Origin of the sequence: Actinomycetospora chlora, from assembly GCF_039542135.1 — a bacterium.
Taxonomy (GTDB): Bacteria; Actinomycetota; Actinomycetes; order Mycobacteriales; family Pseudonocardiaceae; genus Actinomycetospora; species Actinomycetospora chlora.
In genome coordinates this window covers 1-12,494 of record NZ_BAABHO010000043.1, presented here as the reverse complement: position 1 = coordinate 12,494, position 12,494 = coordinate 1, and the positions used below count along the sequence as shown (strand labels likewise).

The window sequence follows — 12,494 nt, the reverse complement described above, 5'->3', positions numbered from 1 at the left end:
TCGCTCGGAACCGGGGCGCGCGGAGTGGTGGGTCGGCGTTCTGGTCAGGGACGCCCCTCGCTCGTCTAGTCGACCGAGGGTGCCCCTCGTTCAGGGGCGGGGCCGGCGGTGTGGTGGGTCGGCGTTCTGGTCAGGGGCGCCCCCCGCTCGTCTAGTCGACCGAGGGTGCCCCTCGCTCGGAACGGGGCGCGCCGGGGCGCCGCGCGGCCGTCAGTGCTCCGGCTCGTGCCCCAGCGCCGTGTTGCCCGTGGTCGTGACCTCGCCGGTCCAGTCGCAGCTGGCGCACCAGCAGTAGAACCGGCGCTGGTCGCCCTCCCAGAACTCGTTGGCGAGGCCGAGGTCGCGCGCGCACGCCGGGCAGAAGCGCGGGGCGTCGCGGCGGTGGGCGGCGACGTCGCCGGCGAAGCGCCGGTCGATCTTCGCGCCCGGGGAGCCGTCGGGGACCGTCACCGCGGGATCAGCCCCGAGTCCACCTGCGCGTCGGTGTCGGGCGCCAGGGTGGCCGTGCCGATCCCGCCCTCGGGTGTGAACGACGGGCGCCCGGCGGCCTTGTCCGCCTCGACGCGGGACGCCGCCTGCAGGTGCACCTGGCGGATCGTCTCGAGCTCGGGGGAGTAGCGCGTCGAGCCCATGGCGCAGAAGTCGAGCGCGAACTCGGCGGCGCCGGCGTGGAACTTGTCCTTCTCGCAGGGCAGGTCGATCCGCTCGTGCGGCTCGCGGATGACGCCGAGCGGGTCCTCGCCCTTGGCCACCGCCTGCATCGACTGGCGGAACATCTTGCGCAGGAGCGAGACACCGATGTCGGAGCGGCCCAGGTGCTCGGTGGTGCGGTCCGTGATCGGACCCTGCGTGCACCAGGCCATAATGTCCTGGCCCTCGACGTAGTTGACGACGTGGTTGCCGCGCTCGTCGAACACCGGGATCTCGTAGTCGGGCACCCGCTGCTGCTCGACCGGCTCGTACCCCTCGGGGGCGTGCACGGTGTAGAGCATGAACCGCGTGGTCGTGCGGTTGATCGGCACGCGGATCTGCATCTGGTGGATGCCGCCGCCGCCGACGCGCATGTTGTAGGGGAAGACGAGCGGGTGGCCGACCTTCCAGTCGTCGTTGTCCTCGCTCGCCCCGGCCAGCACGCGGCGCTTGATGATGCCCCACTCGAAGGCGTCGAAGCCGATGCGCTGGTGCTTCTTGCCGAAGGACGCCGGCGCCTCGAAGCCCTCGTGGCGCCCGATGAACTCGAAGTAGCGCCCGTGCAGGTGCTCCACGTGGTGGGGGTCGACGGCGTTCTCCATCACCTGCACGTAGTTGCAGGGGATGTCGGCCCAGCCGATGTCGCGGTAGCCGTCCATCACGTAGACGTCGAAGCGCGGCAGCAGCGGCGCCGGGTCCGGCCCGACGTAGGCCCAGACGAGGCCGCCGAGCTCCTCGACCTTGCCGGCGGTGGCGCGCACGCGCTCCTGGAAGTTGGTGTTCTCCTTCTCCGCCGGCTGGTCGGTGCACGCGCCGTCGGTGTCGAACTTCCAGCCGTGGTACGGGCAGCGCAGCCCGTCGCCCTCGACGACGCCGTAGGCCATCGACGCCTTCCGGTGCGGGCAGGGCTCGGGGATGATCCCGTACCGCCCCGACGGCGAGCGCCACAGCGCGAAGAACTCGCCGAGCAGCTCGACGCGCTTGACCGGGAACTCCTCGAGCTCGCGGGTGAAGGCGACGGGGTACCAGTAGCGGCGCAGGACCTCGCCCATCGGCGTGCCGGCCTCGACGGCGGTGAGTTCCTCGTTCTGCTCGGCGGTCAGCACGTGAGCCCTCCCGGGGTGGTGGCGGTGCGGACGACGCTAGGCAGCGCCCGCGCGGAGGAGAAGAGCCGCGTCCCGCCCTGAGGGATGCTCAGGCACTCTCGCGCCGGAAGCGGCGCCGGTAGGCGAGCGGCGACAGGCCGACCTGCTCGGCGAGGTGGGCCCGCAGCGACGCGGCCGTCCCGAGCCCCGCGGCCGTGGCGACCTGGTCGACCGGGAGGTCGCTGCCCTCGAGCAGGCGGCGCGCGCGGGCGACGCGCTGGGCGACGAGCCACGCGTGCGGCGACGTGCCGGTCTCGGCGCGGAAGCGGCGGGTGAACGTCCGCACGCTCATCGACGCCCGGGCGGCGAGGCCGGCGACGTCGAGGTCGGCGTCCAGGTGCTCGACGGCCCACGCCCGCACCGCGCCGGTGTCGCCCGGGCCGTCCGCCGGCATCGGTCGGTCGATGAACTGCGCCTGCCCGCCGTCGCGCCACGGCGCCACGACGAGGTGGCGGGCGACGGCGTTGGCCACCTCGGCGCCGTGGTCGCGGCGCAGGACGTGCAGGCAGAGGTCGAGCCCCGCGGCGAGGCCCGCCGAGGTGGCGATGTCGCCGTCGTCGACGAACAGCACCGACTCGTCGACCTCGAGCTCGGGGTGCAGCCGGCGCAGCTCGGCGGCGCGGGCCCAGTGCGTCGCCACCCGGCGCCCGGCGAGGCGTCCCGCGGCGGCGAGCACGAAGGCACCGGTGCAGATCGACATCCACCGGGCGCCCGCCGGCACGGTGGCGAGCGCGTCGTGCAGGGCGGGCGGGAGCACGCCGTCGCGGCGGGCCGGGACGTAGTGCGTCCCGGGGACGATCACCGTGTCCGCCGCCGCGAGGGCCTCCGGGCCGTGGGCCAGGCGCAGCGCGAAGCCGGCCGTCGACGGGACGTCGCGCTCGAGCCCGCAGACGCGCACGTCGTAGAGCGGCTGCCCGTCCCGCGCGGCCTGACCGAAGACCTGCGGCGGGATCTGTAGGTCGAACCCGACGACCTCGGGCAGGGCGAGGACGGCCACGACGTGACGAGCCATGGCCGGATTCTTGCACGAGTTGGCGTTCGGGCCACTGGTCGTGCGTCGACCGATGCCCCAGGCTGTGCTCTCGTGACCGAGACGCGGCCCGAGACCGAGGAGCCCGACACCCCGAGAGCCCGCCCGTCCGCCTGGCCCTGGGCCGTGGCGGCGACGGCGTTCGTGACGCTGCTCGGCGCGTCGGGCTTCCGCTCCGCGCCGGGGGTGTTCGTCGAGCCCCTCCACGCCGAGTTCGGCTGGTCGACGGCGACGATCTCCTCGGCCGTCTCGCTCAACCTCCTGCTCTACGGCGTCGTGTCACCGTTCGCGGCGGCGCTGATGGAGCGGTTCGGGATGCGCCGGGTCGTGTCGCTCGCGCTGCTGCTGGTGGCCGCCGGCAGCGGGCTGACGGTGTTCATGACCGCCGCCTGGCAGCTGGTGCTGCTGTGGGGCGTGCTGATCGGGGTGGGCACCGGGTCGATGGCGCTGGCCTTCGTCGCCACCGTCACCGGCCGGTGGTTCGTACGCCGCCGCGGACTCGTGTCGGGCGTGCTCACCGCCGCGCAGGCCGCCGGCGGCCTGGTGTTCCTGCCGCTGATGGCGGCGCTCGCGGGCTCCGTCGGCTGGCGCGGGGCGAGCCTGGTGATCACCGCGGGGGCGCTGCTCGTCGTGCCGCTCGTGGTGTTCCTGCTGCGCGACCGGCCCTCCGACGTCGGCACCGTCGCCCTCGGTGCGGATCCCGAGCAGGAGCAGCCCGAGGAGGTCGTCACCGGCGGGGCCGCCCGGCGCACCCTGACCGTCCTGCGCGACGCCGCCCGCACCGGCACGTTCTGGCTGCTCGCGGGCGGGTTCGCGATCTGCGGCGCCACGACGGTCGGCCTGCTCAACACCCACTTCGTGCCCGCCGCGCACGAGCACGGCATGCCCGCGACGACGGCGGCCGGGCTGCTGGCCGTGGTCGGGGTGTTCGACGTCGTCGGCACCATCGCGTCGGGGTGGTTCACCGACCGCGTCGACCCGCGCAAGCTGCTCGCCGTCTACTACGTGCTGCGCGGGGCGTCGCTGGTCGTGCTGCCGTTCCTGCTCGCGCCGACCGCGGCGCCGCCACTGTGGGCGTTCATCGTCTTCTACGGCCTGGACTGGGTGGCCACCGTCCCGCCGACGGTCGCGCTGTGCCGGGAGCGCTTCGGCGCCCGCGCGCCGATCGTCTTCGGCTGGGTCTTCGCCGCGCACCAGGTGGGCTCGGCGATCGCCGCGGTGGGCGCCGGGCTGATCCGCGACCTGTCCGGCTCCTACGACGGCGCCTGGTGGAGCGCCGGCGCGCTCTGCGCCGTGGCCGCCCTCCTGTCGCTGGCGGTACCCCGGATGGTGGCGACCCGGACTGCCCCGGAGCCGGTGCGGAGCTAGCGTCCGCGTCATGACGATCTCCGTGCACCCCGGCGCCGACGACCGCGACTGGGGCGGCCGGCTCCCGCGGGCCGAGTCGATCGAGCTCGACGACGACCAGCGCGCCGCCCGCGCGGAGATCCTCGAGCGGTCGGCGCGCTGGGCCGAGCGCTCCGGGTTCGCGCCGACCGACGACGAGGGCGGCCTCATCGGCCCCTTCACCGCGTTCGCCCTGCGCCCGGAGCCGGGTCGGGCGTTCAACCGCTGGGTGCAGACCGACCAGCGCGGCTCGTCGCTGCCGGCCACGATCCGCGAGGTCGTCATCCTCACCGTGGGTGTGGCCTGGCAGGCCGAGTACGAGATCTACGCGCACGTCGCCGTGGCCCGCACCGTCGGCCTGTCCGAGACGGTGATCGACGGGTTGCGCCGCGGATCCACCGACGGCTTCGGGCCCGACGAGCTCGCCGCCTACCGGTTCGTCGACGAGCTCGTGCGGACCCACCGCGTCGCCGACGACACCTACGCCGCGGCGGAGGAGGCGTTCGGGCGCGACGGGGTGCTCGACATGGTCCACCTGACCGGTATGTACCTCGCGACGTCCGCGCTGCTCAACGCCTTCGCGATCCCGGCGCCGCCGATCCCGGACCCGTCCTAGGCTCCGCGCATGGCGGGACGTCCGAGCTGGGAGATCGGCTCGGTGCGCAACGCCGCGCGGCTGCTCAAGGAGTTCTCGGTCGCCGACCGCGAGCTCGGGGTCGCCGAGCTCGCCCGCCGTCTCGGGCTGGGCACGAGCACCGTCCACCGGCTGCTCGCGACCCTCGCCGACGAGCGGCTGCTCGAGCGCGGTCCCGGCGGCACCTACCGGCTGGGGCTCGCGGTGCACGAGCTCGGCGCGAGCGTCGCCCCGCACGTCGGGCTGCACGAGGCGGCGATGCCGGCGATGGCGGGCCTGCGCCACGCGACGGGGGAGACCGTCCAGCTCGCGGTGCTCGACGGCATGCACTCGGTCTACGTGGAGCGCCTCGAGAGCCCGCACACGGTCCGGATCTTCGCGCGGGTCGGGACGCGGCTGCCGGCGACGACGACGAGCACGGGCAAGGTGCTGCTGGCCGCGCTCGCGCCCGAGGAGCTCGACGCCCGGCTCGCGGCCTGGACCCCGGAGCGCCCCACCCCGCACTCGATCACCGACGAGGCCGTCCTGCGCCGGCGCCTCGCCGAGATCGCGGTGCGAGGGTGGGCCGACAACCGCGAGGAGAGCCGCCTGGGCGTGGTGTCGGTGGGGGCGCTCGTGCGCGACGACGCCGCGGCCGCGGTGGCCGCCGTCAGCGTGGCCGTCCCCGTCTCGCGCGCCGCGGCGGCGACGATGCGCCGCTACACGACGCTCGTGTGCGACACCGCCGAGGTGATCACGCGTCGGCTCGCGGCCGGCGCAGGAGGCTGACGAAGGCGACGAGGGCGAGCAGGGCGACGATGCCGGCGAACACGACGCCCGAGGCCACCAGCCCGAACGCCGCCGACGCGAGCCCCTCGCCGATCACCGGGAGCGAGATGCCGACGTAGAGCACGAGGAAGAAGCTCGAGGCGACCTCGCTGCGACGCTCCAGCGGGCTGCCGGCGCTCACCGCCCCGAGGCCGGCCCGGAAGCTCATGCCCTGCCCGGTGCCGGCGACCGCGGCCCCCACGACCAGCAGCGGCAGCGACGTGAGCCCGATCGCGGCCCCGACGGTGAGCACGCCGAGCACCAGGGCCGCGCACCCGACGAGCAGGGCCGGGCGCTCGCCGAGCCACGAGGACGCGACCTGGCCCACCGTCGAGAAGCCGAGCAGGGTGAACACGACGAGCCCGGTCACCAGGTGGTTCTGCACGTGCAGGACCTGGGTGAGGAAGGACGGGGAGATCGCGGTGAACAGGCCCAGCACGGCGAAGCCCGCGAACCCGGCGATCGCGGCCCGGACGAAGACGCCGCGGACCTCGGGGGGCACCGAGACCTTCTGCGGGCGCCAGCTGATCGGGCCGCCGGGGACCTCGACCGGCTCCACGACGCGCCACACGAACACCCCGGCGACGAGGACCAGCACGATGTGCACGAGGTAGGTGAGGTCGAGGGGTGCCGGGGCGTACTCGGCGAGGGCGCCCGAGAGGACGGGTCCGAGCCCCAGGCCCAGCATGTTCACCGCCGCGGCGAGCAGGCTGTAGCGCTGCTGGCGGCCCTCCGGCGCGAGGTCGACGATCGCCGCGGTCGCCGTCCCGGTGAAGATGCCGGCCGACAGCCCCGAGAGGACGCGCCCGACGAAGAGCGCCGGGACGTTGTCCGGGATGAGGAAGACCGCGCTCGAGACCGCGGCCAGGGCGAGGCCGGGCAGCAGCACCGCCCGCCGTCCGACCTGGTCGGAGAGGCGCCCGAAGAGCACGAGCGCGGCGGCGACGCCGACCGCGTACGTCGCGAAGACCAGCGTCACCATCACGCCGCCGAACCCGAGCTCGCGCTCGTAGAGCGGGTAGAGCGGGGTCGGCATCGTCGTGCCGATCATGGTGACGAGGAACGCGAGGGCGACGACGACGGCCGCCGACCGTCCCCGCAGGCCCCGGGCGGGCGTGGTCGCGAGCGACGAGCTGATGGTGTCCTCCGTCCGGTCGTGCACGACGGAGGCGAGTTTCCCCGGCCACGGGATGCGCAAGCGCCGGTGAGTGATCCGGGTCGTCACCGCGACCCGGATCACTCACCTGGCTACCGCCCCGGGATCGGCTTGCCGGAGAACAGGTACTTCTGCGCCAGGGCCACCGGGTCGTAGGCCGCGGGGGCGGCTTCCTCCGGCGGCGCCGTGACCGTCACCGGACGTGTCTGGACGATGCAGACCGGGTCGCCCGCGCGCCGGTGGCGGCTGATCACCCACTCGACGTCCACGGGGTGGCCGTAGTGGTCCTCGATCGACCGCACCGCCGAGGCGATGGCGGTGATCTGCTCCTCGTCGAGCACCTGGCGGTGGGCCAGCTTGGCCGGCATGTCGATCTCGGTGACCGCGCCGACGGCGAAGTCGAACGCCGACACGACCCGCTTGTGCGCGACGTCGTACTTGAGCACGCGCCCGTCGGCCTTGCCGACCTCCACGTGGTCGGGGTCGACGACGCCCTGCACGACCGCCTCGCCCCAGCCCCAGTTCGTCTCGATGACGATGCGGTCGGACTTGCCCGTGACGGGGTGGACCGAGAAGGCCACGCCCGAGCTGCGGGCGTGGATCAGCTCGATGACGCCGACGGCGATGGGCATCGCGTGGTGGCTGATGCCCTTGCGCAGGCGGTAGGCCAGGGCGCGGGCGGTGAAGAGCGAACCCCAGCAGTTGCGCACCGCGTCGAGCACCCGCTCGATGCCCGAGACGCCGAGGTAGGTGTCGAAGATGCCGGCGAACGAGGCGTCCGCGGCGTCCTCCCCGGTGGCCGACGAGCGCACCGCGACCGGCACGTTGACGTCGACGGCCCGCAAGCACAGCTCCTCGTAGGCCTCCGTGAGCCGGCCGGTGAGGTGCTCGCCGACCGGCGTCGCCCGGAACATCTCCCGGATCTCCGCCGACGCCGCCTCCACCTCCGCGTCCGACGGCGCGTCGCCGAGCCGGCCGATGACGGCGTCGATGCGGTCGTCGAGGCCGGACTCCCGGCAGTGCCGCGCGTAGGCGTTGACGGTGACGGCGAACCCGCGCGGGACCTCGACCCCGGCCCGCAGCAGCTCGGCGAGCCGGCCCATCTTCGAGCCACCCGCCGCGATGGCGCGCGCCGGCTCGACCTCGTCGATCCAGACGACGTCGTCGCAGCTGTGGACGGTCGGCCCGTCCCCGGTGTCGGCGGTCATGGGCGGTACCTCCGGGGCGGCGGTCACCCGGCGACCCCCGCGGAGGCGGCGGCGTCGGGCGTGGTGGTGGATGCCTTCGTGAGGATCGTGACGGTGCCGGTGGTGCCGTCGACCTCGACCTCGTCGCCGTCGGTGATCGAGAGCGTGGCCACACCGACTGCGGTGACCGTCGGGACGCCGTACTCCCGGCCGACGATCGCCGCGTGGGAGAGCATGCCACCGCCGTCGCAGACCGCACCGGCGATCTTGCCGAAGGCCGGCGTCCAGTTCGGCGAGGTCGACTCGCAGACGAGGATCGAGCCGGGCTCGAGACGGTGCAGCTCGTCGGACGACTGCAGCACCCGCGCGATCCCGCGGGCGGTGCCCTTGGCGGCGGCGACGCCGGACATCACCGTCTGCTTGGCGGCGTCGGGGTTCTGCACGGCCTTGATCGAGCCGGGGTTGAGACCGAAGATCTCGATGAGGACCGGGTCCTCCACGGCCTCCGGGATCGTCCCGAGCACCTTGGGCATCTCGCCCCGCTTGGCGTGCCAGTGGTCGAAGTACTGGCGGCGCTCGGCGACCAGGCTCCGCAGCTCGCCCTGGTAGGGCCGCCGGCCCGACGCGACGTCGAGCAGCTCGGGCCAGAACAGGTAGAGCATGTCGTCCTGGTTGTCGGCGCCCTGCCGGCGCGCGAGCTCCTGGCAGCCCCAGCGCAGCGGGAGCATGACCTTGAGGTCGATGTAGTAGTTGTGGTCGTCCTGCCACCAGGGGAAGTTGGCCTCCTGGTTGGACCGCAGACCGGCGTCGAAGACCGCCTGCTCCTCCTTGGTCAACCCCGAGCGCGCGTTCTCGATGGCCTCCTCGCGCTCGGCCATCGCGTTGCGGGCGGCGACCTCGAAGTCGTGGGCGTCGTCCTTCTTGAGGAACGTCTTCACCAGGCCCAGCGGGATGGTGTTGTCCTCGATCCAGCTCGGGACGCCGACGTCGCACGTCGCCTCGGCGCGCCAGCCGTAGACCTGCAGGAAGTCGTCGAACTCGGTGAGCCAGACCGACGCCGCGCCGCCGTGGCGGCCGAGGGCGGCGCGCATCTCGTGCGGCTCGTGGGTCTCGAAGACCTCGCCGAGGCCGGCCGCGCGCGCCTTGAGGGCCAGGGCGTAGAGCGCGCGGTCGGTCTCCATGATCTTGGTGTCCTCGCCCTGGAGGAACTTGCCGATCTCGGCCGGGTTGATCCCCATGTCGGCGCAGGCCCCGTAGAAGCCGAGGAAGTTGGCCAGCATCGGGTACATGACGTCGAAGTGGATCTCCATCGAGCGCTTGTGGTAGCGCCGGCCCTGCGTGAGGAGGTCCGTGAGGTCCGGGGTGCCCGCGAAGTCGACCCCGCGGAAGTACTGCCAGGTGGCCTCGAGCTCGTCACGCCCGGCCTCCCAGATGCTGCGGTAGTTCTGCAGGAAGTGGGGGAGGTTCGTCGCGATGCGGTTGGCGCGGGCGCCGATCTCGCGCGGGTCGGTCTCGGGCAGCGCGCACCCGTAGAGGTGGGTGCCGGCGAAGCGCGCCGTGATCCCGCGCCCGGGCGGAAGCGGCAGCTCCTCGGCCGCGTGCTGGGTGCCCCAGCAGTAGCCGTCGGAGCTCCACAGCGTCGCCGCCAGCGGCGTGAGGCCGCGCGACCAGTGGAAGTCGAGGAACCAGAACCCCTGCTCGTCCCCGGGCTTGAACGGGCTCGCCGGGTCGACGATGTAGGGGGCGGCGAAGTGCTCGGGCTTGTAGCCCGGGTACCACTCGCCCGTGGCGAACTCGTCCAACGGCACCACGTTGGCCATCTGATCCTCCTCGTCGATGAGCGCTCGATCACGGTCGTGGCCCGGGACCTGTGAGGCAAGCAACACGTTCCGCGCGCGGGAACGTTGCCAACCGCCGAACGGGCGCCTGCGGTCGTCCACCCGTGATCCCTAGGGTCCGTCCCCGTGGATGACGGAGGGGTGGGCGAGCCGGTGGCCGTCGTCGTGGGCGCCACCGGGGCCCTCGGCGGGGCGATCGTGCGCCGGCTGCGGTCGCGGGGCGTGCCGGTGATCGCGGTGGCCCGGTCGGCCGACGCCGTCGCCGCGCTGACCGCCGACGACGAGGGTGTCGTGGCCTGCGCCGCCGACATCGGCGACGACGGTTCCGTCGCCGCGATCGGCGAGGGGCTCGCGGCGCGCGGGGCGCCGGTGCGGATGGTGGTGCAGGCCGCCGGGCTCCCGGCCCTGGGCGGGCTCGACGTCGTCGACCCGGCGGCGCTCGGCGCGGCCGTGGCGCTCAAGGTCGGCGGCATGCTGCGGCTGGTCCGCGCGGCCGACCCCTGGCTGGGGGAGGGGTCCCGGCTGGTGGCGCTGGGCGGGCACTACGGCGTCGAGCCCTCCCCGCACGTCCCCGGCGCCGGCGTCACCAACGCCGCGCTCGCGAACCTCGTGCGCCAGCTCGCCGACGCCTACGGCCCGCGCGGGATCACGGCGCACCTCGTCGCCCCCGGCCCGGCCGACACCGACCGGCTCCGCCGCCTCTCGGCGTCCCAGGCTTCCGCCCGCGGCCTCGACGTCGAGGACGTCCTCGCGGAGCGCCGCGCGGAGTCGCCGCTGGGGGCCCTCGTGACTCCCGAGCAGGTCGGCTGGGCGGTGGCGACGCTGCTCGACCCGGAGGCCGCGGCCCTCACCGGCTCGACGCTCTCCCTGGACGTCGGCGCCCGGCGGGGGATCTAGAGGACCTGCAGGCCCAGCGCCCGGCAGACGTCGGCGGCCTGGGCGGTGGAGACGATCGCGCCGCGGAGCACCGCGGGCGTCTCGGGGGTGATCTCGCCGAGGTCGGCCCCGCGCAGGTCGGCGCCGATCAGCCGGGCCCGGGTCAGGTCGGTCCCGCGCAGCGCGCAGTCGGTGAGCACGACGTCGCGCAGGTCGGCGCCGGAGAGGTCGGCGTCGGAGAGGTCGACGCGCTCGAGCCGCCAGCCGCGCAGTGAGGCGTCGGCGAGGCGGGCGAGGGCCAGCGAGCAGCCGTCCACGGTGAAGGTGACCGCGAGGCTCCGCATCCCGGTGAGGTCGGCGCCGATCATGCGGCAGTCGCGGAACGTCGTGTCGGTGAGGCGGGCCCCGACCAGCCGGGCCCGCGAGAGGTCCACGCCGCTGAAGTGGGCGTCGGTGAGGTCGGCGTCGGTGAGGTCGGCCCCGGCGAGCGAGCCGCCCTCGACCCGGACGCCGTCGAGCACCGCGCCGCGCAGGCGGACGGCCGGAGCCCGTACCCGGTCGAGGAGGGCGCCGGTGAGGTCGACGCCGGAGAGGTCCCGCTCGTCGAGCACGCAGCGCCGCAGTGTCCAGGGCCCGCCCCGGCCCAGCGTCTCCCGGAGCTCGTCGGCGTCGGCGCCGGTGAGGTCGGCGTCGACGACCTCGGTGCCGACGTGCAGGGCGGCGAGCGGGTCGGTCACGGGCCGCAGTGTGGCCGCCCGGCGGTGCTCAGCCGAGGATGGGGGCGCCCGACGGCACGCCGGCGGCGAGGTAGCCCTGGTACCGCTCCTCCCAGGCCGGGGTGCGCCCGCCCGGTGCCCTGGTGGGGGAGCCGTCGAGCGCGGCGCCGAGGGCGTCGAGGCAGAGGTCCCAGCCGGCGGCGTTGCGCGACGCCGCGTCCCGCTCCGTCATGAGGTGGGTGAAGGTCAGCCGCGAGCGGCCGTCCTGCAGGGTCTCGACGGCGAACCACAGCTCCTCGCCGCCCCACGAGAACCCGACGCGGTGCGGCGGCTCGTGCGCGAGCACCTCGCCGGTGCCGCCGTCGCCGTCGGTCTCGAAGGTGTAGGTGACGGTCGCGCCCGGGTCCCACGACGCCGTCGCCACCCGGGCGGGGAACCAGTGCGCGAGCTCGGCCGGATCGGTGAGCAGCGCGAACACCCGCTCGGCGGGGTGGCCGTAGTCGCGCACGAAGCGCAGAGCGGGACGCCCGTCGATCTCGAGGTAGCTGCCGGTGGGGCTCACGGTGTCTCCTCCGCGTCTCTGTCCACGTCGCTGTCCTCCAGGCGCCGGCCGAGGGCGTCGAGGCTGTCCGACCACATGCGCCGGTACGGGGCGAGCCAGGCGTCGAGCGCCTCCAGCGGGCGGGGGTCGATCTCGTAGACCCGGCGCTGTGCCTGCGGCACGACCCGCACCAGCCCCGCCTCGCGCAGGACCTTGAGGTGCTTGGACGTGCTCGGCTGGCTGAGCTCGACCGCGTCCACCAGCTCGGACACCGCCCGCGGCCGCTCGCGCAGGAGCCCGAGCAGCACCCGTCGGTGCGGGTCGGCGAGCGCCGCCCACATCGACGCGTCCGGTGACGTGGTCACGCGGGAAGCATGCCTTAGAGGGAATATGCCGCACAAGGCATAGTGCAGCGTTCGGTCGCGGGCGCCGTCGAAGATCACCAGGACGTGAGGCACCTCCCGAGCCGCCCTGAGGTGCCTCATGTC

Annotated in this window: 13 protein-coding genes; 4 read left to right on the top strand and 9 right to left on the bottom strand. The window is 74.3% G+C overall.

The genetic code is table 11. From position 1 onward, the window contains the following. Positions 1-210: 210 nt before the first annotated feature. The 3 genes from ABD994_RS22620 to ABD994_RS22610 form a co-directional block, all read right to left on the bottom strand. Complete coding sequence (locus ABD994_RS22620; protein ID WP_345420504.1) at positions 211-450, bottom strand: hypothetical protein; 240 nt, start codon at positions 448-450, stop codon at positions 211-213. Further along, positions 447-1,796, bottom strand: a complete 1,350-nt coding sequence (locus ABD994_RS22615; protein ID WP_345420501.1) for a Rieske 2Fe-2S domain-containing protein — start codon at positions 1,794-1,796, stop codon at positions 447-449. Before ABD994_RS22615 ends, ABD994_RS22620 begins: the two co-directional genes overlap by 4 nt. Positions 1,797-1,884: 88 nt before the next feature. Continuing rightward, positions 1,885-2,847, bottom strand: a complete 963-nt coding sequence (locus tag ABD994_RS22610; protein ID WP_345420498.1) for a GlxA family transcriptional regulator — start codon at positions 2,845-2,847, stop codon at positions 1,885-1,887. A 72-nt stretch (positions 2,848-2,919) separates the two neighbouring features. Between ABD994_RS22610 and ABD994_RS22605 the strand changes: the two genes are divergently transcribed. The 3 genes from ABD994_RS22605 to ABD994_RS22595 are packed head-to-tail and all read left to right on the top strand — an operon-like array spanning position 2,920 to position 5,653. Next, complete coding sequence (locus ABD994_RS22605) at positions 2,920-4,233, top strand: MFS transporter (protein WP_425550105.1); 1,314 nt, start codon at positions 2,920-2,922, stop codon at positions 4,231-4,233. 10 nt (positions 4,234-4,243) lie between these two features. Further along, on the top strand, positions 4,244-4,867 hold the full coding sequence (locus ABD994_RS22600) for a carboxymuconolactone decarboxylase family protein (RefSeq protein WP_345420495.1): 624 nt from the start codon (positions 4,244-4,246) through the stop codon (positions 4,865-4,867). A 9-nt stretch (positions 4,868-4,876) separates the two neighbouring features. Next, positions 4,877-5,653 (top strand): IclR family transcriptional regulator, encoded by a 777-nt coding sequence (locus ABD994_RS22595; protein ID WP_345420492.1) that lies wholly within the window; start codon positions 4,877-4,879, stop codon positions 5,651-5,653. Here the strand turns inward: ABD994_RS22595 and ABD994_RS22590 are convergent. The 3 genes from ABD994_RS22590 to ABD994_RS22580 all read right to left on the bottom strand — a co-directional run bounded on the left by ABD994_RS22590 (position 5,619) and on the right by ABD994_RS22580 (position 9,855). Further along, positions 5,619-6,854, bottom strand: a complete 1,236-nt coding sequence (locus ABD994_RS22590; protein ID WP_345420489.1) for an MFS transporter — start codon at positions 6,852-6,854, stop codon at positions 5,619-5,621. The genes ABD994_RS22595 and ABD994_RS22590 overlap by 35 nt on opposite strands. 86 nt (positions 6,855-6,940) lie before the next feature. Then, positions 6,941-8,056, bottom strand: a complete 1,116-nt coding sequence (locus ABD994_RS22585) for a PEP/pyruvate-binding domain-containing protein (RefSeq protein WP_345420486.1) — start codon at positions 8,054-8,056, stop codon at positions 6,941-6,943. A 23-nt stretch (positions 8,057-8,079) separates the two neighbouring features. After that, the gene (locus tag ABD994_RS22580) at positions 8,080-9,855 is read right to left on the bottom strand and encodes a PEP-utilizing enzyme (protein ID WP_345420483.1); all 1,776 of its coding nucleotides are present in this window, start codon (positions 9,853-9,855) and stop codon (positions 8,080-8,082) included. A gap of 144 nt (positions 9,856-9,999) precedes the next feature. Between ABD994_RS22580 and ABD994_RS22575 the strand changes: the two genes are divergently transcribed. Then, on the top strand, positions 10,000-10,770 hold the full coding sequence (locus ABD994_RS22575) for an SDR family NAD(P)-dependent oxidoreductase (protein WP_345420480.1): 771 nt from the start codon (positions 10,000-10,002) through the stop codon (positions 10,768-10,770). Here the strand turns inward: ABD994_RS22575 and ABD994_RS22570 are convergent. The 3 genes from ABD994_RS22570 to ABD994_RS22560 are packed head-to-tail and all read right to left on the bottom strand — an operon-like array spanning position 10,767 to position 12,347. Continuing rightward, positions 10,767-11,486 (bottom strand): pentapeptide repeat-containing protein, encoded by a 720-nt coding sequence (locus ABD994_RS22570; protein ID WP_345420477.1) that lies wholly within the window; start codon positions 11,484-11,486, stop codon positions 10,767-10,769. The two genes, ABD994_RS22575 and ABD994_RS22570, sit on opposite strands and share 4 nt — an antisense overlap. Before the next feature lie 28 nt (positions 11,487-11,514). Further along, positions 11,515-12,027 carry an SRPBCC family protein gene (locus ABD994_RS22565; RefSeq protein ID WP_345420474.1) on the bottom strand — a complete coding sequence of 171 codons (513 nt, stop codon included), beginning with the start codon at positions 12,025-12,027 and terminating at the stop codon, positions 11,515-11,517. After that, positions 12,024-12,347 carry an ArsR/SmtB family transcription factor gene (locus ABD994_RS22560; RefSeq protein ID WP_345420636.1) on the bottom strand — a complete coding sequence of 108 codons (324 nt, stop codon included), beginning with the start codon at positions 12,345-12,347 and terminating at the stop codon, positions 12,024-12,026. The genes ABD994_RS22565 and ABD994_RS22560 overlap by 4 nt, the downstream gene beginning before the upstream one ends. Between the last annotated feature and the right edge of the window lie 147 nt (positions 12,348-12,494).

Coding starts and splice junctions, on each gene's coding strand:
- ABD994_RS22600 (WP_345420495.1), top strand. CDS start 4,244: ATGACGATCTCCGTGCACCCCGGCGCCGACGACCGCGACTGGGGCGGC.
- ABD994_RS22580 (WP_345420483.1), bottom strand. CDS start 9,855: ATGGCCAACGTGGTGCCGTTGGACGAGTTCGCCACGGGCGAGTGGTAC.
- ABD994_RS22585 (WP_345420486.1), bottom strand. CDS start 8,056: ATGACCGCCGACACCGGGGACGGGCCGACCGTCCACAGCTGCGACGAC.
- ABD994_RS22560 (WP_345420636.1), bottom strand. CDS start 12,347: ATGTGGGCGGCGCTCGCCGACCCGCACCGACGGGTGCTGCTCGGGCTC.
- ABD994_RS22595 (WP_345420492.1), top strand. CDS start 4,877: ATGGCGGGACGTCCGAGCTGGGAGATCGGCTCGGTGCGCAACGCCGCG.
- ABD994_RS22610 (WP_345420498.1), bottom strand. CDS start 2,847: ATGGCTCGTCACGTCGTGGCCGTCCTCGCCCTGCCCGAGGTCGTCGGG.